Source organism: Cellulomonas sp. GTC20042, assembly GCF_055389595.1.
Map to the genome: position 1 here is coordinate 464,185 of NZ_AP043678.1, position 24,692 is coordinate 488,876.

20 protein-coding genes are annotated in these 24,692 nt (G+C 72.6%); 10 read left to right on the plus strand and 10 right to left on the minus strand.

Translation table 11 applies throughout. From position 1 onward, the window contains the following. Positions 1-2: 2 nt before the first annotated feature. A complete protein-coding gene (locus ACZ5HG_RS02145) occupies positions 3-1,004 on the minus strand; it encodes a sugar phosphate isomerase/epimerase family protein (RefSeq protein ID WP_464180152.1) in 1,002 nt (333 codons plus the stop codon). Positions 1,005-1,140: 136 nt separating this feature from the next. Continuing rightward, on the minus strand, positions 1,141-2,415 hold the full coding sequence (locus tag ACZ5HG_RS02150; protein WP_464180153.1) for an ROK family protein: 1,275 nt from the start codon (positions 2,413-2,415) through the stop codon (positions 1,141-1,143). A gap of 128 nt (positions 2,416-2,543) precedes the next feature. On the opposite strand from ACZ5HG_RS02150, the gene ACZ5HG_RS02155 reads away from it, so the two are divergent. The 6 genes from ACZ5HG_RS02155 (at position 2,544) to ACZ5HG_RS02180 (ending at position 9,706) form a co-directional block, all read left to right on the plus strand. Beyond that, on the plus strand, positions 2,544-3,659 hold the full coding sequence (locus tag ACZ5HG_RS02155; RefSeq protein ID WP_464180155.1) for a Gfo/Idh/MocA family protein: 1,116 nt from the start codon (positions 2,544-2,546) through the stop codon (positions 3,657-3,659). Between the two features lie 179 nt (positions 3,660-3,838). Beyond that, positions 3,839-5,260 (plus strand): MFS transporter, encoded by a 1,422-nt coding sequence (locus ACZ5HG_RS02160; RefSeq protein WP_464180156.1) that lies wholly within the window; start codon positions 3,839-3,841, stop codon positions 5,258-5,260. A 67-nt stretch (positions 5,261-5,327) separates the two neighbouring features. Then, the gene (locus ACZ5HG_RS02165) at positions 5,328-6,515 is read left to right on the plus strand and encodes an ROK family transcriptional regulator (protein WP_464180157.1); all 1,188 of its coding nucleotides are present in this window, start codon (positions 5,328-5,330) and stop codon (positions 6,513-6,515) included. Between the two features lie 72 nt (positions 6,516-6,587). Continuing rightward, entirely contained in the window at positions 6,588-7,031 is a 444-nt protein-coding gene (locus ACZ5HG_RS02170; protein WP_464180158.1) for a C-glycoside deglycosidase beta subunit domain-containing protein, read from the plus strand. Then, complete coding sequence (locus ACZ5HG_RS02175) at positions 7,028-8,017, plus strand: sugar phosphate isomerase/epimerase family protein (RefSeq protein ID WP_464180159.1); 990 nt, start codon at positions 7,028-7,030, stop codon at positions 8,015-8,017. The genes ACZ5HG_RS02170 and ACZ5HG_RS02175 overlap by 4 nt, the downstream gene beginning before the upstream one ends. Before the next feature lie 204 nt (positions 8,018-8,221). Then, positions 8,222-9,706 carry an MFS transporter gene (locus ACZ5HG_RS02180; RefSeq protein ID WP_464180161.1) on the plus strand — a complete coding sequence of 495 codons (1,485 nt, stop codon included), beginning with the start codon at positions 8,222-8,224 and terminating at the stop codon, positions 9,704-9,706. 73 nt (positions 9,707-9,779) lie between these two features. Here the strand turns inward: ACZ5HG_RS02180 and ACZ5HG_RS02185 are convergent, their stop codons facing one another. From ACZ5HG_RS02185 to ACZ5HG_RS02215, 7 genes are all read right to left on the minus strand, one after another. Next, the gene (locus ACZ5HG_RS02185) at positions 9,780-9,914 is read right to left on the minus strand and encodes a hypothetical protein (RefSeq protein WP_464180162.1); all 135 of its coding nucleotides are present in this window, start codon (positions 9,912-9,914) and stop codon (positions 9,780-9,782) included. A 258-nt stretch (positions 9,915-10,172) separates the two neighbouring features. Further along, entirely contained in the window at positions 10,173-11,126 is a 954-nt protein-coding gene (gene arcC, locus ACZ5HG_RS02190; RefSeq protein ID WP_464180163.1) for a carbamate kinase, read from the minus strand. A 10-nt stretch (positions 11,127-11,136) separates the two neighbouring features. Beyond that, complete coding sequence (gene ptcA / locus ACZ5HG_RS02195; RefSeq protein ID WP_464180165.1) at positions 11,137-12,144, minus strand: putrescine carbamoyltransferase; 1,008 nt, start codon at positions 12,142-12,144, stop codon at positions 11,137-11,139. A 153-nt stretch (positions 12,145-12,297) separates the two neighbouring features. After that, positions 12,298-13,392, minus strand: coding sequence for an agmatine deiminase (gene aguA, locus ACZ5HG_RS02200; protein WP_464180166.1), 1,095 nt, complete (start codon positions 13,390-13,392; stop codon positions 12,298-12,300). 44 nt (positions 13,393-13,436) lie between these two features. Further along, positions 13,437-14,948 (minus strand): APC family permease, encoded by a 1,512-nt coding sequence (locus ACZ5HG_RS02205; protein ID WP_464180167.1) that lies wholly within the window; start codon positions 14,946-14,948, stop codon positions 13,437-13,439. Positions 14,949-15,107: 159 nt separating this feature from the next. After that, positions 15,108-15,713, minus strand: coding sequence for a TetR/AcrR family transcriptional regulator (locus ACZ5HG_RS02210; RefSeq protein WP_464180168.1), 606 nt, complete (start codon positions 15,711-15,713; stop codon positions 15,108-15,110). Positions 15,714-15,799: 86 nt separating this feature from the next. Beyond that, positions 15,800-16,486 (minus strand): TetR/AcrR family transcriptional regulator, encoded by a 687-nt coding sequence (locus ACZ5HG_RS02215; protein WP_464180169.1) that lies wholly within the window; start codon positions 16,484-16,486, stop codon positions 15,800-15,802. Positions 16,487-16,659: 173 nt separating this feature from the next. Here ACZ5HG_RS02215 and ACZ5HG_RS02220 point away from each other — a divergent pair, with 173 nt between their 5' ends. The 4 genes from ACZ5HG_RS02220 (at position 16,660) to ACZ5HG_RS02235 (ending at position 23,653) form a co-directional block, all read left to right on the plus strand. Continuing rightward, positions 16,660-17,373, plus strand: coding sequence for a LytR/AlgR family response regulator transcription factor (locus ACZ5HG_RS02220; RefSeq protein WP_464180170.1), 714 nt, complete (start codon positions 16,660-16,662; stop codon positions 17,371-17,373). A 189-nt stretch (positions 17,374-17,562) separates the two neighbouring features. Further along, positions 17,563-20,517, plus strand: coding sequence for a glycoside hydrolase family 3 protein (locus tag ACZ5HG_RS02225; RefSeq protein WP_464180171.1), 2,955 nt, complete (start codon positions 17,563-17,565; stop codon positions 20,515-20,517). 91 nt (positions 20,518-20,608) lie between these two features. Next, a complete protein-coding gene (locus tag ACZ5HG_RS02230) occupies positions 20,609-23,020 on the plus strand; it encodes a glycoside hydrolase family 3 C-terminal domain-containing protein (RefSeq protein WP_464180172.1) in 2,412 nt (803 codons plus the stop codon). 12 nt (positions 23,021-23,032) lie between these two features. Beyond that, positions 23,033-23,653: a hypothetical protein gene (locus tag ACZ5HG_RS02235; protein ID WP_464180173.1), complete on the plus strand. Its 621-nt coding sequence runs from the start codon at positions 23,033-23,035 to the stop codon at positions 23,651-23,653. A gap of 3 nt (positions 23,654-23,656) precedes the next feature. Here the strand turns inward: ACZ5HG_RS02235 and ACZ5HG_RS02240 are convergent, their stop codons facing one another. Beyond that, positions 23,657-24,643: an aldo/keto reductase gene (locus ACZ5HG_RS02240; RefSeq protein ID WP_464180174.1), complete on the minus strand. Its 987-nt coding sequence runs from the start codon at positions 24,641-24,643 to the stop codon at positions 23,657-23,659. Positions 24,644-24,692 lie beyond the last annotated feature (49 nt).

Genomic DNA, 24,692 nt, shown 5'->3' on the forward strand with positions numbered 1-24,692 from the left:
GCTCACCGGTTCGAGAACGCGGAGTCGAAGGCGGCGGCCGGGGGCTCGTACAGGTTGGCGCGCACGAAGCCGAGCGCCTGCGGGGCGCCGACCAGGCGGTCCATCCCGGCGTCCTCCCACTCCACCGAGATCGGGCCGTCGTAGCCGATCGTGCCGATCGTGCGGAAGATCGCCTCCCAGTCCACGTCGCCGCGCCCGGCGGACACGAAGTCCCAGCCCCGGCGCGGGTCGCCCCACGGCAGGTGCGAGCCCAGCGGGGCGTTGCGGCCGTTGAACCGGCGCTTGGAGTCCTTGCAGTGCACGTGCAGGATGTGCGGCGCGAAGTCGACCAGGAAGCCGGGGGCGTCGATCTGCTGCCAGTTCATGTGGCTGGGGTCGAAGTTGATCCCGAACACCTCGGGCCGCCCGATCGCGTCCAGGGTGAGCCGCGTCGTCCAGTAGTCGTAGGCGATCTCGGAGGGGTGCACCTCGAGGGCGAACTTCACGCCGTTCTCCTCGAAGGCGTCCAGGATCGGCGTGAAGCGCTGCACGAAGTCGGCGTAGCCGTCGGCGATCATCGCCTCGGTGGCCGGCGGGAACATGGCGACGTACTTCCAGATCTTCGATCCGGTGAACCCGGTGACGACCTTCGCGCCGATCCGGCGGGCGGCCTTCGCGGTGACGACCAGCTCCTCGGCGGCGCGGCGCCGGACGCCCTCGGGGTCGCCGTCGCCCCAGGTGCGCGCGGACAGGATGCCCTGGTGGCGCTCGTCGATCGGGTCGTCGCAGACGGCCTGGCCGGTCAGGTGGTTGCTGATCGCGTAGACGCTCAGCCCGTACGTCGCGAGCGTGGCCTGCTTCGCGGCGAGGTAGTCGTCGTCCTCGGCGGCGGCCCACACGTCGAGGTGGTCGCCGGAGCAGGCGATCTCGAGGCCGTCGAAGCCCCACGCGGAGGCGAGGCGGCAGACCTCCTCGAAGGGCAGGTCGGCCCACTGGCCGGTGAACAGGGTGATGGGGCGAGACATCGAGGCCTCCGGTACTCGTCGCTGAGCGGGCGCAGCCGGGAACGCACGGCGTTAACTGCGCTGCGAGCACAAGGAGGCAATCTCCCACGGCTCTTGTGCACACAGTATGCACAAGTCGGGGAGCGAGGCAAGAAAGTCAGCTCTGCAGGCCGTGATCCTTCGCCAGCAGGGCCTCGACGTCGATCGGGAAGCCGCCCGGCCCCCACTCCGCCCAGTACCAGGGCGCCATCAGCGCCTCCAGCACCAGCGCTGACGCCCCGGTGATCTCCTCCGCGAGGTCGGTCGATCCCGGCAGCACCTCCAGGTGCTGCACCGAGGCGGCCAGCGTCGTGGCGTGCAGCGTGCGGCCCACCGCGCCCTGGAACAGCGCGCTGTCGGCGAGGGCGTTGCCGCCGATCACCACCCGGCGCGGGTTGAACCAGGTGACCACGGCGGCCAGCGCGCGCCCGGTGGCCTCGGCGGCGCGCAGCACCAGCTCGGCGCAGGTCGGGTCGCCGCACTCGGCGCCGGCGACGACGTCCTCCAGCAGCACCGGGTGGTCCAGGCGGTTGAGGTGCGGGGAGCGGCCCTGGTCGACGGCCCGGTGCGCCTCGGCCTCGATCGCCCAGCGGGAGGCGAAGGCGTCGAGGCAGCCCACCCGCCCGCACAGGCAGATCCGGTCGGACTCCGGGTGCACGACCACATGGGTGATCTCGCCGGCGATCCAGTCCGCGCCGCGGTGCAGCCGGCCGTCGGAGACGATCCCGCTGCCGACGCCGCGGTCCATCCGGATGAAGATCAGGTCGTCCGGGGCGTCCGGCGCGGCGGCGGCGCCCACGGCGGTGAGGTTGGACAGCGAGTCCACCCACACCGGCGCCTGCATCCGGCGGGTCAGCCAGCGCCGCACGTCGATCCGCGAGGTCCAGTCGGTGCCGGGCGGGGCCGAGGTCACCGGGGTCACCGGCAGGCCGGTGGTGTAGTTCACCGGGGTCGGCAGGCCGATGCCGACGCCCCAGGCAGGGCCGTCGTGGTGCTGCGCGAGCAGCGTCTCCATCGCGGTCGCGATCCGCTCGCAGGTGGCCTCGGGCTCGCTGGACATGTCCCAGGCGACCCGGGTCTCGGCCAGCACCCGGTGGTCCAGGTCGGTCACCGCCACCCGGAAGCCGGTGGTGCCGACCATCGCCGAGACGATCCGCCCGCGCTCGCCCACGAACTCCCACACCTCGGCGGCGCGCCCGCCGCGCGAGCGGCTCTCCCCGGAGGGGCGCAGCAGGCCGAGCTCCTGGGCGTGCTGGATGCGCTGGGTGACGATGTTCCGCCCCAGGCGGGTGGCGTCGGCGAGCTCGGGCCGGGTCTGCGCCTCACCCGTCCTGACCAGCCGGAGGATCTCCGCGAGCTGGACCCACGGGTCCTGCGGCGAGACGGGGTACACAGGCGATCGGCCTCCCTCGAACGCGAACGACCTGCTCATCGTAGGGGTTTGACTTACGCACGCCGCGTGCTTATGGTTCCCTCGTTATGACCGTGAGGCTCATAACCCCAGGCTCTGAAGGGACTTCAATGACGAAACATCGGATCGGCATCGTCGGGTTGGGCTTCATCGGCACGCAGAAGCACCTCGTCGGCCTCTCCCAGCACCCGGACAAGGCCGAGGTCGTCGGCTTCTGCGACATCGACGCCGAGCGTGCGAAGTCCGCGCAGGCGCAGCACGGCTCCCCGGACTCCTACGTCACCACCGACTACCGCGACCTGCTGGCCGACGAGTCGATCGACGTGGTGCACGTCTGCACCTGGAACACCAGCCACTGCGAGATCACCGTCGCGGCGCTGGAGGCCGGCAAGCACGTGCTGGTCGAGAAGCCGATGGCGGTCACCGGCGAGGAGGCCCGCCGCATGGTGGAGGCCGCCAAGAAGTCCGGCACCAAGCTCTCGGTCGGCTACCAGTACCGCTTCCGCACCGAGTCGCAGTACATCCGCTCCCTCGTCGACGAGGGTCGGCTGGGCGAGGTCTACGCCGGCGCCGCCCACGCGGTCCGCCGTCGCGGCGTGCCGATCTGGGGCGTCTTCACCGACGTGGAGAAGCAGGGCGGCGGCCCGCTGATCGACCTCGGCGGCCACGCGATCGACCTGGCGCTCTGGTACATGGACAACTACGAGCTCGAGTCCGTGACCGGCGTCGTCAACTACAAGCTCGGCGACAAGCCCGAGGGCAACGCCGCCGGCCCGTGGGACCCGGAGACCTTCACCGTCGAGGACTCCGCCTTCGGCTTCGTGCGGTTCACCAACGGCGCCTCGCTGCAGGTCCGCGCGTCCTGGGCGCTCAACGTGCCCGAGTCCCGCGAGTCCTGCGTCGAGCTGTTCGGCACCGAGGGCGGCATCGACGTCGTCCAGCGCGGCTCCGACCAGCTCGTCACCCTGAACTCCGTGCAGGGCGGCATGCTCGTCAACACCCAGCCCGAGCAGGGGGCCGCGTACTTCGGCCTCGGCGGCGAGGCGCAGTCCGGCTTCTCGTACATGGGCGGCCTGGAGGCGGGCCAGTGGCTCGACGCGATCACGAACGACACCGAGCCGCTGGTCACCGCGGAGCAGGCGTGCGTGGTCTCGGAGATCCTCGACGCGATCTACACCTCCGCGAAGACCGGCGAGCCTGTGTACTTCCACCGCCGCGAGGCCTGACCTCCCGGCACATGCGCAGGCCCTGAACGGCGCGGCCCCTCCGACCGCCCGTGCAGTACCGTCCGCGCCCGGGCACCACCCGGGCGCGGACGGTGAACCCCGACGGATCCGCGCCGCGCGATCCGGCCGGCCCCGACCGGCAGCACAACGTCGTGTTCACAGATCAGGGATCACTCGACATGTCCAAGCAGCAGACCGCGCCGGCCCCCGTGCCCGCCCGCGCCGCGCGACCCGAGGGCAAGCTCTCCTTCGGCACCAAGATCTCCTACGGCCTCGGCGACTTCGCCAGCCAGCTCATGTGGAGCCTCGGCTCCTCCTACCTCGTGCTCTTCTACACCGACAACGTCGGCCTGGCCGCCGGCGCCGTCGGCGTGCTCATGCTGGTCGCCCGGGTCGCCGACGCGCTGTTCGACCCGATCCTCGGCGCCTGGACCGAGCGCCACCCCACCAAGCACGGCCGCTTCCGCCCGTGGCTGCTGTGGGCCTCCCCGATCCTCGCGGTCAGCGTGATCCTCACGTTCATGACCGTGCCCGGCGGCCACACCGTCAAGATGATCTGGGCCGGCGTCACCTACCTGCTCATGGGGTTCATGTACTCCGCGGTGAACCTGCCCTACGGCGCGCTGTCCGCGGTGATGACCCGCGACGGCGGCGAGCGCGTGGCGCTGACCTCGTTCCGGATGATCGGCACCAACCTCGGCTCCGTGGTGCTCAGCCTGGCGACCATGCCGCTGGTGCTGCACTTCAGCGGGATCGGCGACGGGTCGTCCACGAACGTGCGCGGCTACACGATCACCGCCGCGATCATGGCGGTCGTCGCGGTCCCGATGTTCTGGCTGGTGTTCCGCAACTGCAAGGAGGTCATCCAGCCGGAGATCTCCCAGACCCGGGTCCCGCTGAAGGACACCCTGCGGGTCGTGCTCGGCAACAAGCCGCTGATGCTGGTCACCGTCGCGCTGTTCCTCAGCCTGACCAACCTGTTCGGCCGGCTCGCGGTGGTCATGTACTACTACATCTACCTGATGCACCGGTACGACCTGATCGCGGTGCTGATGATGCTGCCGTCCCTGATGGGCGCGATCGGCATCGCCCTGTTCGCCCGGCTGGCCAAGCGGGTCGGCAAGAAGCGCCTGGTGATCATCTCCCTGGTGGTCACCGCGATCCCGACGATCGCGCTGTACTTCGCCGACCCGAGCAACGTCGGCCTGGTGATCACGCTGACCGCGCTGTACGGCCTGGGCAACTTCGCGGTCCCGGTGCTGATGTCGATGGTGCCGGACGCGATCGACTACGCCGAGGACAGGACCGGCATCCGCAGCGACGGCACCGCCTACGCGGCCACGTCGATGGGCACCAAGATCGCCTCCGCCGTCGGTGCCGCCCTCGGGGCCGGCCTGCTCGGGGTGTTCGGCTACGTCGCCAACGCCGACCAGACCGCCACCGCGTCGATGGGCATCAACCTCACCGCGAACATCGTGCCCGCCGTGGTCAGCCTGCTCGCGATCATCCCCGTCGCGCTCTACCCGATCACCGAGCAGAAGTACGAGGAGATCCGGGCGCGGCTGGACGCCAAGCAGGCCGCCCGCGAGGCCGCGGCCTGACTGCGCGTCGCCCCCGGGCCCCGGGGGCGACGTGGCGCACGGATCGATCGGAGAGGAGGGACGCAGGATGAGGCAGATGCACGCGCCCGGCAGCGCCGGCGAGGTGCTGGAGATCCTGCGCGACGGGCGCGCCCGCACCCGCAGCGAGCTCGCCGAGGCCACCGGTCAGGCGCGCTCGACGGTGACCCAGCGCCTGGCGGTGCTGGTCGGCGCCGGGCTGGTGCGCGAGACCACCGAGGCCGCCACCACCGGCGGCCGGCCCTCGGCGGCCTTCGAGTTCAACGGCCGGGACAACCTGGTGCTGGCCGTCGACCTCGGCGCCAACCACGCCACCTACGCGGTCACCGACCTGGACGGGCAGGTGCTCGCGCACGCCACCGACCCGGTGCGGATCGCCGACGGTCCGCAGGTCGTGATGGACCTGGTGCAGCGGCGGCTGGCGGACCTGCTGGCCGGCCTCGGCCTGGCGGACCGCCCGGTCACCGCCGTCGGCATCGGCCTGCCCGGGCCGGTGGACACCGGCAGCGGTCGGCCCACCAGCCCGCCGATCATGCCCGGCTGGGACGGCTACGACGTGCGCCGGGTGCTCGGCGAGCGGTTCGGCGCGCTGGTGTTCGTGGACAACGACGCCAACGTGCTGGCGCTCGGCGAGCGCGCGGTGGCCTACCCGGACGTGGACCACCTGATCTACGTCAAGGTCGCCACCGGCATCGGCTCCGGGATCATCAGCGGCGGTCGGCTGCTGCACGGGGCCGACGGCGCGGCCGGCGACCTCGGGCACGCCTACTCCACCGCCGCCGGGGACCGGATGTGCCGCTGCGGCAACCAGGGCTGCCTGGAGTCCGTCGCCGGCGGTCTGGCCATCGCCGCCACCCTGCGCGCGCAGGGCGTGCCCGCCGAGTCCCCGCAGGACATCGTCGACCTGGTCCGGCAGGGCAACCTGCCCACCGTGCAGGCGCTGCGTGCCGCCGGCCGGGCGCTCGGCACCGTGCTCGCCACCTGCACCGCCCTGCTCAACCCGCGGGTGCTGGTGCTCGGCGGGGAGATCGTCGACGTCGGCGAGCCCCTGCTGGCCGGGGTGCGCGAGTCCGTCTACTCTCGCGCGCTGCCGCTGGCCAGCCGCGACCTGCGCGTCACCGTGGCCCGCTCCGGCGCGCTCGGCGGCGTGATCGGCGCCTCCCGGCTCGCCATCGACGGCGTGCTCTCGCCCGCGTACCTCGACCCCGCCCTCGGCGGCGAGGCCGTCGCGAGCTGACAGCCCCTGCGGCCCAGCCGCTCACACACCGCGGACCGGCCGTCGCCGTTCGCCGAACGAAGGAGAGAGACAGTGCCGACGCTGTTCATGAAGCTCCCGCACGAGGACAAGGTGCTCCGCCCGGGCGCCCTGCGGGAGCTGACCCTGGGCGACGAGACCGTGGGGTACACCCTCGACATCGGGCTCAACTACTACCGCGGTCTGCCGCTCTCGGCGGTGGAGAAGCTCGAGATCACCGTGGACGGCGTCGTCGTCCCCGAGCACCTGATGCTGCTCGAGCTGCACGAGAAGCTGTTCCAGCCCGACCAGGTGCCGCTCGCCTGGACCGACTTCTGGAGCATCAAGCGCGACCTGCGGGTGCGCGTCTACGGCGGCCCGCTGGCGGCCGGCGAGCACGAGGTCGCCGTGACCCTGGAGCTGCGCAACGTGTCCATGCAGTTCGGCCCGGGCACCTACGGGATGATCGACGGCTCCGCCGCCCGGACGCTCGTGCTGCACACGGAGGAGGAGAAGTGAAGATCGGGACCATCGAGCAGGCCGTCTCGCTGTACGGCTTCGAGCAGCGGCTGGTCGACCTGCCGGAGTACGGGGTCGAGGACATGTTCGCCGAGCTCACCTCGCTCGGCGTGCAGAAGTTCGAGCTGATCGGGTCGATGGTCTTCGACCAGTACCCGCGCCCGAAGGCCGCCGAGATCGGCGCTGTCCTGCGCGCCGCCGAGAAGCACGGGGTCACCCCGTTCTCCTACGGCGGGTACATCGACCCGGGCAAGATCACCGGCCGCGACGCCTCCGACGCCGAGATGATGCTCGACGTCACCGCCGACCTGATGACCGCCCGCGACCTCGGCGTCACCTACCTGCGCGCCGGGGCGATCCCGACGCACCTGCTGGAGCAGTCGGCGGCCATGGCCGAGCGCTACGGGATCAAGATCGGCATCGAGGTGCACGCGCCGTCGAAGCCGAGCGACGAGAAGATCCAGAAGATGCTCGCCATGATGGACGAGCTCGACAGCCCCTACCTCGGTCTGGTGCCCGACTTCGGCTGCTTCATCGAGCGCCCCGCGCAGCCCGCGCTGGACCGGCACCTCGCCAACGGCGCCGAGCCGGAGCTGCTCGAGTACGTGATCGCGCACCGGCACGACGGGCTGGACGAGCCCGGGATGCAGGCGCAGGTCGCGTCGATGGGCGGCGGCCTGGCCGAGAAGATGGCCGTCAGCGAGTTCTACGGGTTCCTGTCCTTCGGGCCCGCGGACGTCGAGGGCTTCCGGACGCTGCTGCACCGCACGCAGTACTTCCACTCGAAGTTCTACCACGTGACCGAGGACCTGACCGACCCGCAGATCCCGGTCGACCGGCTGCTCGTCGCCATCGTCGAGTCGGGCTTCGAGGGGATCCTGCTGTCCGAGTACGAGGGCCACGCCTTCCACCTGGACGACGCCCACGAGCAGCTCGAGCGGCACCTGCGCCTCGAGCAGAAGATCCTCGGCGGGCTGGTCCGCTGAACGCGGTCCGCTGAGCCGTCACGACGGGCCGTCCCCGTCGTGACCCCGGCGGGTCCGGGCCTCCCACGGACCGGGGAGGACCGGGCCCGCCGTCATCCATACCTGTCGTGGCCGGGCGATCCCGGCGTTGGTCGTGCCGCCGTGCGGTCGGTCGAGGGCTGAAAACCCCCGTGACACCCGCACCAGATCGGAGGCGTCACCGCGATGCCCGCACTGCCCACCGTCACCCCGACCCGCACGAGCCACCGCTGGTGGACCCTCGCCGCGGTCTCCCTCACCCAGCTGTTGATCATCCTCGACGGCACCATCGTCAACGTCGCCCTGCCCAGCGCCCAGGCCGAGCTCGGGCTGTCCGACGCCTCCCGGCAGTGGGTGGTCACCGCCTACGCGCTCACCTTCGGGGCGTTCCTGCTGCTCGGCGGGCGGATCGCCGACTTCTGGGGCCGCAAGCGCACCTATCTGCTCGGGCTCGTGCTGTTCGGCGCCGCGTCGCTGTGGGGCGGCCTCACGCACTCCGGCGGCGAGCTGCTGGCGGCCCGTGGCGTCCAGGGCCTCGCCGCCGCGCTGATGGCCCCCGCCGCGCTCGCCTTCGTCACGCTGTCGTTCCCAGACGGCGCCGAGCGCAACAAGGCCTTCGCGATCTTCGGCTCCCTCGGCGGTGCCGGCTCCGCGATCGGCATGCTGCTCGGCGGGGTGCTCACCGAGTTCCTCTCCTGGCGGTGGTGCCTGCTGATCAACGTGCCGCTGGTGATCGGCGGGGTCGTCGCCGGCGGGGTCCTGCTGTACGAGAGCCGCGCCGAGGGCGACCGGCGCTACGACGTGCTGGGCGCCGTCACCGCCACCCTCGGCTTCGCCGCCCTGGTCTACGGCCTCACGCTGGCCGAGCACTCCTGGACCTCCCCGACCACGGTCGGCTGCGTCGTCGCCGGGCTCGTGCTGATCGCCACCTTCGTGCTGGTCGAGCGGCGGGCCTCGCACCCCCTGCTGCCGCTGCGCGTGCTCGCCGACCGCACCCGCGCCACCGCGTTCCTCGTGCAGACCCTGCTCGGCGCGGTCGGTGTCGGCGCCATGGTCTACCTGACCTTCCACCTCCAGCTGGTGCTCGGCCTCGCGCCGCTGCCCGCCGGGCTCGGCACCCTGCCGTTCACCGTCGCGCTGATGAGCACCGTGCCGCTCGCCGTGCGGATGATCGACCGCATCGGGCCGCGTCGGCAGATGATCGTCGGACCCCTGATCAGCGCGGCCGGTCTGCTGCTGCTGACGCGGGTGAGCGTGGGCGGGTCGTACTGGGCGGAGATCCTGCCGGGGGTCGTGCTGATGGGCGTCGGCATGGGGCTGACCGTCGTGCCGCTGAACAACCTCGCGCTGTACCGGGTGGCCCCGCACGACGCCGGGGTCGCGTCCGCGACGGTGACCGCCACCAACCAGCTCGGCGGGTCGATCGGGCTGGCGGCGCTGACCGCGCTCTACGCCGCCGCCGCCGCGCGTGCCGGCGCGGGCGACGGCGCGGGTGCGGCTGCGGCTGCGGGGTCGGGCACGGGGTCGGGCGTCGGCGGGGCGACGGCCGTGCTCGACGGCATGGTCGCCGGGCACGCGCTGGTGTTCGCCGTCGGCGCCGGGATCTACCTCGCCGCCGCCCTCGTCGCCTGGCGCCTCCTGCGCCCCGGCGTCCTCACCCCCGCGCACTGACCCCTGCCCGAGGGGGACGCGCAGAGGCCGCCCTCCCCGGGATGGGAGGGCGGCCTCGGGGCGTGCGAACCGCTCAGGCGGCGGTGTCGGCCTGGGGGAGCGTGGCGTCACCGCGCTGGAGGGCGCCACGGACGCGGGCGAACAGCCGCGAGACCTCGTGCGCGATCTCCTTGACGGCGGGGTCGAAGGTGATGGGCTCGTTCTGCATGATGAACCTTCCGTGCCTGCGCGCGTGCGCTGACCGAACCGCACCGGCGGGTTGCCGGCACGACAAAGGCGCCCTCTCCCCGAGGTTCCGGGGTGGGCGCCTCTCCGCGCTGCTGACTTGAGCATTCTAACAACCTAAGTCCCGCTGCTGCCGCCCGAACGACCGGGTGATCTCGGCCACGATCGCGGCCGGCAGGACCACGAGGCCGCCCGGCACCCTGCGGTCCACGGACCTGGGCGTGCCGGGCGGCTCCGGCGGTCAGACCAGCGCGGACGCCGTGCGCACCACCGTCCCGCTGCGCCCCTGCATCGCCTCCGGCGCGCGCTCCAGCGAGCAGATCACCGCGCGGCGTCCGGGCGCGCTGGACGCGAACTGCGCGGCGGCCTGCACCTTCGGCAGCATCGAGCCGACGCCGAACTGCCCGTCGGCCGCGAGTGCGAGTGCGGTGGCGGGGTCGAGCTCGTCCAGGTCCCGCTGCGCGGGGGTGCCGAAGTCGACCGCGACCCGGTCCACGGCGGTGAGGATGAACAGCACGTCCGCACCGACCGCCTCGGCGAGCGCCGCCGCCGCGAAGTCCTTGTCGATCACCGCCGGCACCCCGTGCAGGTCGCCCCGCGCGTCCCGGACCACCGGCACCCCGCCGCCGCCGCAGGCGATCACGACGAACTCGTGGTCGAGCAGGTTGAGGATCGAGTCCCGCTCCACGATGCCGGCGGGTCGGGGCGAGGCCACCACGGTCCGCCATCCCCGCCCGGAGTCCTCGACCATGGTGAGCCCCGGCGTCGCGGCCATCCGCGCGCGGGCGGTCCGCTCGTCGAGGAACGCGCCGATCGGCTTGGTGGGCCGGTCGAACGCAGGGTCCGCCGGGTCCACCTCGACCTGCGTGACGACGGTCGCGACGTGCCAGGGCATGCCGACCCGGCGCAGCTCGGCGAGCAGCCCCTGCTGGAGGTGGTAGCCGATGTACCCCTGGCTCATGGCGGTGCACTCGGTGAGCGGCATCCGGGGCACGGCGGGGTCCTGGGCGGCGGCCAGGTCGAACGCCTGGTGGATGGCGCCGACCTGCGGGCCGTTGCCGTGGGTCACGATGATCTCGTGGCCCTGGGCGATCAGCCCGACCAGGGACGGTGCCGCCGCGGCGATCCGCTGCTGCTGCTCGGCGGGGGTGTCGCCGAGCGCGTTGCCGCCCAGCGCGATGACGATCCGGGACACGTGCCGGCCCTCAGAGGATCTCGCCGAGCACGGCGTCCAGGCCGGCGCGGGCGGCGGCCACCTTGTGCGGGTTCGCCAGCTCCGGGCGCAGGAAGTAGACCAGCAGGGCGCGCTGCGCGGTGAGCCGGTTGCCGGCCTCCTCGAAGGCGAGGGAGGCCGCGGAGTCGAGCACCTCGTCGGTGACCTCCTCGCCCCGGGTGGCGGGCAGGCAGTGCAGGAACCGCGCCTGCGGGCCGGCCAGCGCCATCAGCGCGGGGTTCACCTGGTAGTCCGGCATGAACACCGCGAGCCGCTCCGCCTCGCCGAGCTCGGCCTCGTAGTCGCCGTACCAGACGTCGGTGTAGACGAAGTCGGCGCCCTGGACCACCGCGCGGTCGTCGCTCACCGTGACGCTGCCGCCGGACTCCTTGGCGTTGGCGCGGCCGATCTCCTGCATCTCGTCCTTGAGCTGGAAGCCGCGCGGGCCGTACTGGGCGAACTGCATGCCGACCTTGGTGGTGATCATCATCAGCGAGGCGCACACCTGGGTGGCGTCGCCGACGAAGACGACCTTGCAGTCCTCCAGGCGCTTGCCCGCCGGCAGGTGCTCGACCATCGTGATCAGGTCGCCGATCTCCTGCGTGGGGTGGTTGTAGTCCGACATGCCGTTGATCACCGGGATCGTGGCGTGCGCGGCGAGGTCGACGACGGTCTGGTGCCGGGCGACGCGGGCCATCACGACGTCCACCAGGCGGGAGAGCACCCGGGCGGTGTCCTGCATCGACTCGTGGCCGCCGAGCTGGATCTGCCCCGGGGCGAGGTACTGGGCGTGACCGCCGAGCTGGGTCATCGCGGTCTCGAAGGAGACGCGGGTGCGGGTGGAGGACTGCTCGAAGATCATCCCGAGCGTGCGGTTCGCCAGCAGCGGCGGGAAGTAGCCGACCCGGACGCACTCCTTGAGGCTCAGGCCCAGGCGGACGATGTCGAGGACCTCGTCCTTGCTCAGGTCGGTGGTGTCGAGGAAGTCGCGGACGGTCATGGGTCTCTCCTTGCGGGGTGGGTGGGCCGGTGCCCGACGGGCAGGGCGGAGCACGGCGCGGGCAGGGCGCCCGTCCGTTCGTGGGTGGGGTGAGGTGGTCCGCGCGCGGGACCGGGGTCGGCACCGGCCCCGCGCGGGGTCGAGGGGTCGCCGTCAGCGGCCGGAGGGCACCTGCTGGGTGATGCAGTGCACGTTGCCGCCGCCGAGCAGGATCTCCCGGCCGGGCACGGTGACCACCCGGCGCGGGGCGAAGATCTCGGTGTAGGTGGCGACCGCCGCGGCGTCGTGCGGGTCGTCGAACAGCGGCAGCACCACGACGTCGTTGCCGATGTAGGAGTTGACGTAGGAGCCGGCCAGCCGGTCCCCGGCCTCGCGGGGCAGGGTGCCCTCCACCGAGTCGACGCCGGCGGACTCCTCGGCGGTGATCAGGATCGGTCCCGGCTGGTGGATCTTCACCACCTCGATCGTCCGGCCCCGGGCGTCGCGCGCGGCCTCGAGCACCCGCAGCGCGGCCAGCGAGCGCTCGTGCTGCGGGTCGGTCTCGTCGTCGGTCCAGGTGAGCATCGCGACGCCCGGCCGGACGAACCGGCAGAAGTTGTCGACGTGCCCGTTGGTCTCGTCCAGGTAGACGCCGTACGGCAGCCAGACCACCACCTCGACGCCCAGGTGGTCGCGCAGGTGCTGCTCGATCTCCTCGCGCGACATCGCGGGGTTGCGGCCGGCCGACAGCAGGCACTCCTCGGTCACCAGCACGGTGCCCTCGCCGTCGACGTCGATCGAGCCGCCCTCCAGCACCAGCGGGGCCTTGTACCGGTCGCGGCCCTCGACCTCCAGCACCTTGCGGGCGACCGCGTCGTCCTGCGCCCAGGGGAAGTACAGCCCGTCGACCAGGCCGCCCCACGCGTTGAAGTCCCAGTCGACGCCGCGCACGTCACCGGCGTCGTCCACGACGAAGGTCGGCCCGGTGTCGCGCATCCAGGAGTCGTCGTTGGACATCTCCACCACGCGGACCTGCGCGGGGAGCATGCTGCGGGCGTTGTCGTACTGCCGGGCGGAGACCGCCACGGTCACCTGCTCGGTCCCGGAGATCGCGGTGGCGACCTCGGTGAAGACGGCCTGCGCGGGGCGTCCGCCGAGCCGCCAGTTGTCCGGGCGCTCGGGCCAGACCAGCCAGCAGCCGTCGTGGTGCTCCCACTCGGCGGGCATCCGGTAGCCGTCGGCGGCGGGGGTGGAGTCGAGGGTGCTCATGGTGCACGACCTTCCGGGTCGGAGGGGTTCGGGGGTGTGCCGGCTCAGCCGGCGAGGTCGGCGGGCTCGGCGGGCGCGGCGACGACGGCGGCGGGCTCGTGCGCGGCGTCGGGGTCCTCCCCGCGCTCGCGGGCCCGGTCGCGGGTCCACTGCGGGGACTTGTGGCAGAACCACTCCTGGAACGCCACGGTGACCACCAGCCCGGCCACGATCGAGCCGGTGACCGACCACGAGTAGTCGAAGGGGTTCCACACGAAGAACAGCGCGGCCAGGGCGAGCAGCACGGTCGGCACCCAGGTGACCAGCCGGGTCAGGACGACGCCGCCGGGCACCCGGTAGGGGCGCTCGGTGCCGGGATCGATCCGGCGCAGCTTGCCGAACGCCAGCATCATCACGACGTAGGGCAGCAGGAAGATCACCGAGGAGAACGCGAACAGGTTCCAGAAGACGTCGTCCACGGCCCCGTCGGTCAGCGAGAACAGCCCGGCGTAGCCGACGGTGAACACGGTGCCGACCACCGAGCACAGCATCGCCGCGCCGGTGGGGGTCTTGCGGGTGGGGTGGGTGCGGGCGAAGACCTTCGGCAGGTCGCCCTGCTGGGCGGACTCGGCGGCGGCGAGGTTGGCGCCGATGGTCCACGGCACCAGGCAGGCGAAGAAGCAGAACAGGGCGCCGATCCCGAGCCCGGTGACCAGGATGTCCGCCAGCAGCGAGTCGCCGAAGCCGAGCCGCAGGGCGTCCAGCAGGCCGGTGGTCTCGGAGACCTCGTCGGCGGGGAAGATCAGCTGCATGCCGACGGTGGCGATCAGGTAGAAGCCGCCGATCAGCACGCCGGCGACCAGGATGGTGCGTGGGACGTCCCGCTTCGGGTTCTCCATCTGCGAGGACGCAGAGGACATCAGCTCGAAGCCGAGGAAGTTGTAGATCAGGATCGGCAGCGCCGCCGCGAACGCGGGCAGGGTGTCGGTCGGCAGCACCTGCGACCAGGTCCACTCGGTCGCCGATCCGTGGGCGTGCGCGTACAGGCCGCCCGCGACGGCCAGCCCGAGGATCACGGCGATGGTGATGCCGGCGCCGACGTTCGACACCCAGGTGCCGGTCTCCAGGCTGCGGGCGTTGACCCAGTAGTTCAGCCAGATCAGCACCAGGGTGATCGCGATCTGCACCCAGAAGCTCAGGTGCCCGTCGAAGAACATCGCCGAGATCGCGCCGGAGAACATCAGGTACACGCTCGGCACCCAGAGGCCGACGTTCAGCCAGTACCACCAGGAGACGCGGCTGCCCCACCGGTTGCCGAACGCGCGGACCACCCAGGAGTAGATGCCACCGGCGTCCGGGTAGGCGGAGCCGAGCTCGGCGGTGGCGAGCCCGTAGGGCACGAAGAACGCCGCGATGATCACGAGCGTCCAGAAGATCGCGGTGGGTCCGACGGCGGCGGTGACCGTGAGCTGGGACAGCAGCAGCATCGCGGCGACCGAGAACAGCACCATGTCGAACATGCGGAAGGCAGGGCGCCCCGGTGCGTCGGGCTCCGCCTGCGGAGTGGTCGTGCTCATCGTCACTTCCTCGCGCTCGTCGTCGAGCGGACCTGCGGCGGACCGCCGCGGCTCCGAACATGTACTGATGTACAAGTACAGATGTACAGGTTCGGGGTGCGGGCGTGCGAGGACGTTCGTCCCTGGCCGAGGCGTGAGGTCCTGGCGTGGAGCGGGGTCTCAGGCGGCGAAACGCTCGATGACCGTGCGCAGGTGGGCCGCCAGGTCGGGCACGGACAGCTCACGGTTGGAGGCGGCCTCGAGCATCAGGCCGTCGATCAGCGCCGCGACCACCTGCACCACGACGCCGCGGGGCACGTCCGGCACGGTCGGGGGCAGCAGCCGGTCCACGATCTGCGCGATCAGCGCCGACCACGCGCGGGTCTGCGCCCGCACCGAGGGGTTCCGGGTCGCCTCCAGGAACATCTCGAACAGGGCCAGGTCGTACAGCGGGTCCGCCACCGACTTGTCCAGGAAGATCGCGGTCAGCAGGGTCACCGAGCGCTCGACGGCGGGCTCGGCGTCCACCGCGTCGATCGCCTCCGCCATGCGCTGCGCCTCGACCTCCACCGCGTGCTGCATCGTCTGGTGCAGCAGGTCCTCGCGGTCGCGGAAGTAGTACGTGGTGGAGCCGAGCGGCACGCCGGCCTCCTCGGCGACCGCGCGGTGCGTGACCGCCGCCAGCCCGCCGGTGCCGATCACCCGGACCGCCGCCTCCAGGATCTGCCGCCGGCGCACCTCTCCGCGCCCGCCCCGTGCGGCAGGGCGGCTGGCGGGTGCGGTCACGGGGTGGCTCCGGGGTGCAGGGTGGGGTGGGGGATCGCTGGTGACCCTATCGCCGCGCGCTGCGTCGCGTCGGTGATCCGCCCGGGTCACAGCCGCTCCGCCAGCGCCTCCACCGCCTCACGCGCGAGCATCGCGTCCCGCCGGGCGAGTGTGCGCAGGGCGGCACCGACCTCGGTGCCGAGGTCGAAGGACGGGTCGACGAGCCACTGCGTCTGGAGCCCCTCCCACAGCGCGACCAGCTGCCGGCCGAAGCGCTCGGGCTCGACGTCGGGGTGCGCCCAGCCGCGCTCCTGGAGGCGGACCAGCATCTCGGCATAGCCGCGGGCGGCGCCCTGCTGGTGCTGCCGGACCCAGGCGTGCGCCGGGTGCGCGGGGTCGGCGGCCTCGGCGCCCATGCTCGCGAACAGCCGGAGCACGTTCGGGTCGGACAGGCCGTCGCGCACGGCGGCGGCCAGCGAGTCGGCGGGGTCGGGGTGCACGGTCCCGGCGGGGGCCGGGCGCGGCCCGTACTCCTGGCGGGAGCGCTCGTCGGCGGCCTCCAGCGCGGCGACGAGCAGGTGGTCGCGGGAGGGCACGTGGTAGAGCACCTGCGCCTCGGTCAGGCCGCTGCGGCGGGCGACCTCGGCGACGGTGACGTTGCGGTGCCCGATCTCGACGACGAGGTCGTAGGCGGCGCGGCCGATCGCCTCGACGCGGCCACGGGTCTTGCCGTAGGGGCCGCGGCGCGGTCGCGCGGTCGCCGCGGGGGCGGCGGTCGAGGGCTCCGGGGGCACGGATCCAGGGTAGGGCGTGGTGCCGGGTCCAATGTCGAGCATGTCGGATGTTCGCGGTCCTCCGGTACGCGCCGGGAGCCATGCAACCCCGGGCACGCACCGGCCGACCTGCTCGGATGACATCGAAAACACAGCCGACTAGATTTTGGCCTCCCCGCACCGGAGGTCCCGCTGTGCTCCGCATCTCCGTCGTCGACGACGACCCCGCGAGCGCCACCGCGCTCGTCGCCCTGCTGCGCCGCTACGAGGCCGACCGCGGCTCACCGCTCGCCATCACCCAGCACGCCGACGGCGCCGACGTCGTGCACGGCTACGACTCGCGCGCCGACCTGCTGCTGATGGACGTGCAGATGCCCGGGCTCGACGGGCTGTCCGCCGCCCGGCGGATCCGCGAGCGGGACCACGACGTCGCGATCGTGCTGGTCTCCGCCAACCCCCGGCACGCGATCCGGGGCTACGACGTCGGCGCGCTCGGCTACCTGGTCAAACCGGTGGCCTACGAGGCGCTGGCCCGCGAGGTCGACCGGGCGCGCGAGCGGGGCGCCCGGCGCGCCGACGCCAGCGTGCGGCTGGCCGCCGACGGCGGGGCGCTGCGGATCGACACCGCCGAGATCGTCTACCTGGAGGCCGCACGCCGGCAGGTGAAGGTGCACACGCTGGACGGGCGGCACGTGGTCGCCGGGCCGCTCAAGGCGCTGGAGGACGCGCTGCACGGCCGGGGCTTCTTCCGCTGCCACCACGGGTACCTGGTGAACCTGCGGCACGTGGTCGGCGTGCAGCGCAGCACCTGCCAGATGCTCACCCGGGGCGAGGTGCCGATCAGCCGCCCTCGCCGCTCGGCCTTCCTCGCCGAGCTCACCGACTACGTCGCCGCCGCCCGGACCTGAGCGCGCCATGACGACAGGTTGTGCCGCTGCCGGTGCGAGTTGTTCCCCCGGCGTCGGCCGGCGCGAGGCCCCGTGCTTCGATCGCCGCGCACCACCCGCCGGGCAGGACCGGGCAGCAGATCCGCGCGCAGGAGCGCCGACCGCCGCCCCGGACCGCCGGGCCGACACCCCCACGAGAAGAGGCCATCGATGTCCACGAAGAAGTCCAGGAGGCTGTCGACACCCGTCGCGGTCGGCGCCTACGTGCTGTGCGCGGCGCTCGCCGGCGGCCTGGTCGTCGGCAACGCCTACGCCACCAAGTACTCCGACCTGGTCTCGGTGTACCTGGACCAGCCGACCCAGAAGGTCGTCACCGCCGACGGCTCCGAGGAGTCCGCGGAGTACTTCACCAGCGACTTCACCTCCGACGAGGAGCGCCAGGCGTACCTGGCCGACGTCGGCACCCGGATCTCCGCCGAGGGCATCACCCTGCTCGACAACGACGGCGCCCTGCCGCTGGCCTCCGGCGCGCGGATCAGCGTGTTCGGCCAGGACGCGGTGGACCCGGTCTACGGCGGCGGCGGTGCCGGCTCGGTGGACGCGAGCAGCGCGATCACCCTGGAGGCCTCGCTCGCCGACGCGGGCTTCGAGGTCAACCCGACCCTGTGGGACTTCTACACCGACGGCGCCGGCAAGGACTACCGCAAGACCACGCCGGACGTGTACGGCGAGGGCGAGTTCGCGGTGAACGAGGTGCCGCAGAGCGCCTACACCGCCGAGGTCACCGCGTCCTACGCGGACTACGCCGACGCCGCGGTGGTCGTGCTCGGCCGCTCCGGCGGCGAGAGCGGCGACCTGGCGACCACGCCGGACGCCGACGGCCACACCTACCTCCAGCTCACCGACGAGGAGCGCGACCTGCTCACCGCGGTCACCGGTGAGTTCGACACCGTCGTGCTGGTGCTCAACACCCAGAACCCGGTGGAGCTCGGCTTCCTCGACGAGTACCCGATCAACGCCACGCTGTGGGTCGGCGCCCTGGGCGAGACCGGCGCGGCCGCCGTGGGCCAGGTGCTCGACGGCGAGGTGAACCCCTCCGGTGCGCTGGTCGACACCTACGCCTACGACTCGCTGAGCGCCCCGAGCATCGAGAACCTGGGCTCGTACTCGATCACGAACTCCGAGGTCGACCGCGGTGACCAGTACATGGTCTACGCCGAGGGCATCTACGTCGGGTACCGCTACTACGAGACCCGCTACGAGGACGCCGTGCTCGGCGCCGGCGACGCGGGCGACTTCGACTACGCCACCGCCGTGCAGTTCCCGTTCGGCTTCGGCGAGTCGTACACGACCTTCGACTGGACCGACTACACGGTCACCGAGGGGGACGACGCCTTCGAGGTCGCCGTCACCGTGACCAACTCCGGCGACGTCGCGGGCAAGGACGTCGTGCAGGTCTACCTCCAGCAGCCGTACACCGAGTACGACCAGCAGAACGGCATCGAGAAGCCGTCGGTCGAGCTGGCCGGCTACGCCAAGACCGGGTCGCTGGAGCCGGGCGCCTCCGAGACGGTCACCGTCGAGGTCCCGCGCGAGCTGATGAAGGCCTACGACGCCGACGGCGCCGGCACCTACGTGCTGGACGCGGGTGACTACTACCTGGCCGCCGGCACCGACGCGCACGTCGCGCTGAACAACATCCTGGCCGCCAAGGGATCCACCGCCGCCGAGGGCATGACCGCCGACGGCGACGCCTCCTTCGCCTGGAGCACCACGGTCGACGCGCTGGACGCCACCACCTACGCGGTGTCCCAGGCGACCGACGAGCCGATCGGCAACCAGTTCACCGACGTCGACCTGCGCACCTACGACGAGGGCTTCACCTACCTGAGCCGCGCCGACTGGACCGGGACCTGGCCGACCACCTACGCCGACGGCGAGTGGACCGCGCCGGACGCCCTGGTCGCCGCGCTGGAGATCCCGGACGTCGAGGACCCGGACGCCGAGCTGCCGACCACCGGCACCGTGGACGACGCCTACGGCGAGCTGTCCGCCGCCATGCTGATCGGCGAGGACTACGACTCCGCGTCCTGGGACGCCCTGCTCGACCAGATGAGCGTCACCGAGCTGGACGAGCTGGTGCGGATCGGCGGCTACGCCACCAAGCGGGTCGACTCGATCCAGCTGCCCGGCACCGTCGACAAGGACGGCCCCGCCGGCATCTCCGACACCCTGGTCGGCGGTCAGAGCGGCATGGGCTACCCGCCGGCGATCGTGCTGGCCTCCACCTGGAACGACGACCTGGCCGAGGAGTTCGGCGCGGCGATCGGCGAGGACTCCCTCGACCTCGGCGTGACCGGCTGGTACGGCCCGGCCGCGAACATCCACCGCTCCCCGTACTCGGGCCGCAACTTCGAGTACTACTCCGAGGACGGGCTGCTGTCCGGCGCGATGGGTGCCGCCGTGGTGGACGGTGCGCAGTCGAAGGGCGTGCTGGTGTTCGCCAAGCACTTCGCGCTGAACGACCAGGAGACCAACCGGATCGGCCTGGCGACCTTCGCGGACGAGCAGGCGATCCGCCAGCTCTACCTGACCCCGTTCGAGATGATGGTCCGGGACGCCGACGCCCGCGGCATGATGGCGTCGATGAACCGCCTCGGGGCGACCTGGAGCGGCGCGCACGCCGGTCTGATGACCGCCACCCTGCGTGACGAGTGGGGCTTCCACGGCGTCGTCGTGACCGACCAGGCGTCCTTCTCGGTGTTCGCCTACGAGGACATGCGTGCGGGCCTGGCCGCCGGCACCGACCTGTGGCTGAACACCGACGCGGACCTGTGGAAGCTGTCCGACGACCAGATGACCGCGAGCGTCGTGGCCGACATGCGGACCGCCGCGCACCACATCGCCTACGCGGTGACGGCCTCCAACGCGATGAACGGCCTGGCGTCCGACAGCCAGATCGTCGCGGTGACCCCGCTGTGGAAGTGGGCGCTGTACGTCGCCGACGTGGTGATCGGCCTGCTGCTGGTCGCCGGGGTCGTGCTGGTCACGCGGAAGCTGGTCCGCCAGCGCCGGGCCGGTGCCGTGCCCGCCGTGGCCGGTGGCCCGGGCGAGCCGGACGCCGACGCGGGCGCGGGCGACGACGCGGGGCCGAGCACCCGCTGACCGGTCGTGGCGCCGGCCGGCCGTGCCCTCCGTGGGGCCGGCCGGCGTCACCCCGCCCGATCGACCGTCCGCACCACCTGCGAGGACCCCGATGACGACGCACCCCCTGATCGCGCGCCTGACCCTGCTGGAGAAGGCCGCCCTGCTGACCGGGATGACCACCTGGCAGACCCGGGACGTGCCGCGGCTCGGCGTCCGTGCGCTGTGGCTGGCCGACGGGCCGCACGGCGTGCGCAAGCAGGTCGGGTCCGCCGACCATCTCGGGCTCAACGCGTCGGAGCCGGCGACCTGCTTCCCGACCGCGGCCGCTGTCGCGTCCTCCTGGGACCCGGCGCTCGCGGAGGAGATCGGCCGGGCGCTGGGTGCCGAGGCGGCCGCGCAGGACGTGGACGTGCTGCTCGGCCCGGGCCTCAACATCAAGCGCTCCCCGCTGGGCGGGCGCTCCTTCGAGTACTACGCCGAGGACCCGCTGCTCGCGGGGCGGATGGCGGCGGCGTCGGTGCGCGGCATCCAGTCCGCCGGGGTGGCCGCCTGCCCCAAGCACTTCGCGGTGAACAGCCAGGAGCTGCGCCGCATGGTCTCCGACTCCGTGGTCGACGAGCGCACCCTGCGCGAGATCTACCTGACGGCGTTCGAGATCGTGGTGCGCGAGGCGCACCCCCGCACGATCATGTCCGCCTACAACAAGGTGAACGGCGTCTACGCCCACCAGGACCCGTTCCTGCTCACGCAGGTGCTGCGGGACGAGTGGGGCTTCGACGGCGCGGTGGTCTCCGACTGGGGCGGCTCGGACGACGTGGTCGCCGCGGTGCGCGTCGGCGGCACCCTCGAGATGCCCGCCGCCGGGCTCGCCTCCGCGCGGCAGATCGTCGAGGCCGTCCGCACCGGCGCGCTGGACGAGGCGGACGTCGACGCCCGGGCGTCCGAGGTGCTGCGGCTGGTCGACCAGGCCCGCGAGCCCGGCACCGCCCCCGCCGTGGACGCCGACGCGCACCACGCGCTCGCCCGGCGGGCCGCCGCCCGCTCCGCCGTGCTGCTGAAGAACGAGGACGCGATCCTCCCGCTCGCCGCCGGGACCCGGGTGGCGCTGGTCGGCGACTTCGTGCGGACCCCGCGCTACCAGGGCTCCGGCTCCTCGGTGGTGAACCCCACCCGCCTGGACTCCGTGCTCGACGTGATCGGCTCCTCCGGGCTGGACGTCACCGCCGTGGCCCGTGGCTTCCACCGCGACGGCGCGCCGGACCCGGCCCTGCGGGACGAGGCGGTCGCCGCCGCCCGCACCGCGGACGTGGTGCTGCTCTTCCTCGGGCTGGGGGAGGTCGCCGAGTCCGAGGGGATGGACCGCGGCCACCTGCGGCTGGACGCCGCGCAGGTCGAGGTGCTGACCGCGGTGGCCGCCGCGAACCCCCGCACCGTGGTCGTGCTCAGCGCCGGCGGCGTGGTCGAGATGCCGTGGATCGGCTCCGCGCAGGCCCTGGTGCACGGCTACCTCGCCGGGCAGGCCGGTGCGGGCGGGCTGCTCGACGTGCTCACCGGTGCCGTGGACGCCGCCGGTCGGCTGGCCGAGACGATCCCGCTGCGGCTGTCCGACACCCCGACCGCCGAGCGCTTCCCCGCGCACGGACCCGCCGCCGAGTACCGCGAGGGCTCCTTCGTCGGCTACCGCTACTTCACCACCGCCGACGTGCCGGTGGCCTTCCCCTTCGGCTTCGGCCTGTCGTACACGACCTTCGCGTTGTCCGGCCTGCGGGCCACCGCCGAGCAGGCCACCGTCGCCGTGACCAACACCGGGGAGCGCCCCGGCACCGAGGTCGTGCAGGTCTACCTGCGGCGGCACGGCGGCGTGCACCGCCCCGACCGCGTGCTCGCCGGCTTCGCCCGCGTCGACCTCGCCCCCGGCGAGAGCCGCAGCGTCACCGTCCCGATCGACCCGGTCGCCCTGCGGCACTGGGACGCCGGCACCGGCACCTGGCAGGTGGAGCGCGGCACCGCCGAGGTGCTGGTCGGCCGGCACGTGGACGACCTGCCGCTGTCCGCCTCCGTCGAGGTCGAGGGCACGATCGACTCGATCCCCGACACCGTCCCCGACCGCTACCGGCGCGCCGACGTGCAGCGCGTCCCGGACGAGGACTTCGCCGCCCTGCTCGGTCGCGCGGTGCCGGACGCCACCTGGTCCGGACCGCTCGGCCCGAACGACGCCCTGGACCGGCTGACCACCGCCCGCAGCCCCCTGGCCCGCCTGGCCGGCCGGGTGCTGGTGCATCGCCGCGACCGCGCGGAGCACCGGGGCGCGCCGGATCTCAACACCCTGTTCCTGCTCAACATGCCGTTCCGCGCGATCGGCAAGATGACCGGCGGCCTGGTGGACGCCGCGACCGTCGACGGCCTGCTCCGGATCGTGAACGGCCACCTGCTCACCGGCCTCGGCGCCACCCTGCGCGCGTTCGTGCGCAACCGCCGTGCCGACCGTGCCACCGCCCGCGCCCTGCGCGACGCCCGCTGAGGAGATCCCGCCATGCCGACCCGCCTGCGCGCCTGGTGGCGCTCGTTCGCCGAGAAGCGTCCGGGTGTCGCTCAGTTCCTGGTGTTCTTCGTGCTGTCGAACGGGATCACGGTGCTCCAGCTCGCGCTGATGCCGGCGATCAAGTGGCTGTTCGGGATGACCTCGCTGGTGGACACGGCGTTCCAGGTGTGGCCGATCGGGTCGAACCCGGACGGGTCGCAGTATTTCGTGTTCGACTACGCCGCCGGTGCGCTGCCCGGGGGCGGTGGCGGTCTGGCGTACTTCCTCGCGGTGCAGATCACGTTGCTGATCGCCCAGGTGATCAACTTCTTCGCCCAGCGCAGCATCACGTTCCGGTCGAACTCGTCCGTGGGGCGCGCGGCGGCCTGGTACGCCCTCGCCTACGTGGTGATCACCGTGATCGCGGCGGCGTTGCAGGGGCTGTACAAGGCGCCGGTCTACGACCTGTTCATCGACACCTGGGGGCTCGGCGGGACCGGGGAGACGCTGGCCGACGTCGTGACGATGATCATCAACTCGGCGATCTCGTTCTGGGTGTTCTTCCCGATCTTCAAGGTCATCTTCCGCTCCGCGCCGGAGCCGGAACCCGCCGAGGCGGCGCGGCAGGCGTAGCGCCTAGCGGCCGACCATGGCCATGCCCGCCGCGTTGTACCGGTCGCCCTGCACCCCGACCGTGCGGGCCAGGGCGTCCAGCGCGGCGACCTCGTCGGCGGACAGCGCGAGCGCCGCCGCCCCCGCGTTCTCCTCGACCCGGCTCAGCCGGCGGGTTCCCGGGATCGGCACGATCCACGGCTGCTGCGCGAGCAGCCAGGCCAGCGCCACCTGACCCGGGGTGGCGCCCTTCGCCTCGGCCAGCGTGCGCACGTGGGCGACCAGCGCCTCGTTCGCGGCCCGGTTCTCGGCGGTGAACCGGGGGATCGTCGCGCGGATGTCCCCGGCGGAGAACTGCGTGCCGGCATCCACCGTGCCGGTGAGGAACCCCTTGCCGAGCGGGCTGAACGGCACGAACCCGATGCCGAGCGCGCCGAGCGTCGGCAGCACCTCCGCCTCCGGGTCTCGCGTCCACAACGAGTACTCCGACTGCACCGCGGTCACCGGGTGCACGGCGTGGGCCCGGCGGATCGTCTCCGCGCCCGCCTCGGACAGCCCGAGATGACGCACCTTGCCCTCGCGCACCAGGTCGCCCACCGTGCCCGCGACGTCCTCGATCGGCACGTCCGGGTCCACCCGGTGCTGGTAGAACAGGTCGATCACGTCCGTGCGCAGCCGGCGCAGCGACGCCTCCGCGACCCGGCGGATCTGCTCTGGGCGGCTGTCCAGGCCGACGCTGCGACCGTCCTGGATGTCCCAGCCGAACTTGGTCGCGATCACCACGCGCTCGCGGACCGGCGCCAGCGCCTCGCCGACCAGCTCCTCGTTCACGTAGGGGCCGTAGACCTCCGCGGTGTCGACGAACGTGACCCCGCGGTCCACCGCGCCGCGCAGCACCGCGATCATGTCGTCGCGGTCGCCGGGGTTGGGGCCGTAGCTCTGGGACATGCCCATGGCGCCGAGGCCGATCGCCGAGACCTCGAGCCCCTGGCCGAGCGTGCGGATGTGCATGGTGACCTCCGATGGGGTGTGGTTGCTGCCTCCGACGCTAGGCGGGGTC

Excerpts from the sequence above, each read along its gene's own strand:
- ACZ5HG_RS02235 (WP_464180173.1), top strand. The coding sequence starts at position 23,033 with ATGCCGACCCGCCTGCGCGCCTGGTGGCGCTCGTTCGCCGAGAAGCGT.
- ACZ5HG_RS02185 (WP_464180162.1), bottom strand. The coding sequence starts at position 9,914 with ATGCAGAACGAGCCCATCACCTTCGACCCCGCCGTCAAGGAGATCGCG.
- ACZ5HG_RS02165 (WP_464180157.1), top strand. The coding sequence starts at position 5,328 with ATGAGGCAGATGCACGCGCCCGGCAGCGCCGGCGAGGTGCTGGAGATC.
- ACZ5HG_RS02155 (WP_464180155.1), top strand. The coding sequence starts at position 2,544 with ATGACGAAACATCGGATCGGCATCGTCGGGTTGGGCTTCATCGGCACG.
- ACZ5HG_RS02205 (WP_464180167.1), bottom strand. The coding sequence starts at position 14,948 with ATGAGCACGACCACTCCGCAGGCGGAGCCCGACGCACCGGGGCGCCCT.
- ACZ5HG_RS02145 (WP_464180152.1), bottom strand. The coding sequence starts at position 1,004 with ATGTCTCGCCCCATCACCCTGTTCACCGGCCAGTGGGCCGACCTGCCC.
- ACZ5HG_RS02230 (WP_464180172.1), top strand. The coding sequence starts at position 20,609 with ATGACGACGCACCCCCTGATCGCGCGCCTGACCCTGCTGGAGAAGGCC.
- ACZ5HG_RS02225 (WP_464180171.1), top strand. The coding sequence starts at position 17,563 with ATGTCCACGAAGAAGTCCAGGAGGCTGTCGACACCCGTCGCGGTCGGC.
- ptcA (WP_464180165.1), bottom strand. The coding sequence starts at position 12,144 with ATGACCGTCCGCGACTTCCTCGACACCACCGACCTGAGCAAGGACGAG.
- ACZ5HG_RS02240 (WP_464180174.1), bottom strand. The coding sequence starts at position 24,643 with ATGCACATCCGCACGCTCGGCCAGGGGCTCGAGGTCTCGGCGATCGGC.
- ACZ5HG_RS02160 (WP_464180156.1), top strand. The coding sequence starts at position 3,839 with ATGTCCAAGCAGCAGACCGCGCCGGCCCCCGTGCCCGCCCGCGCCGCG.
- aguA (WP_464180166.1), bottom strand. The coding sequence starts at position 13,392 with ATGAGCACCCTCGACTCCACCCCCGCCGCCGACGGCTACCGGATGCCC.
- ACZ5HG_RS02180 (WP_464180161.1), top strand. The coding sequence starts at position 8,222 with ATGCCCGCACTGCCCACCGTCACCCCGACCCGCACGAGCCACCGCTGG.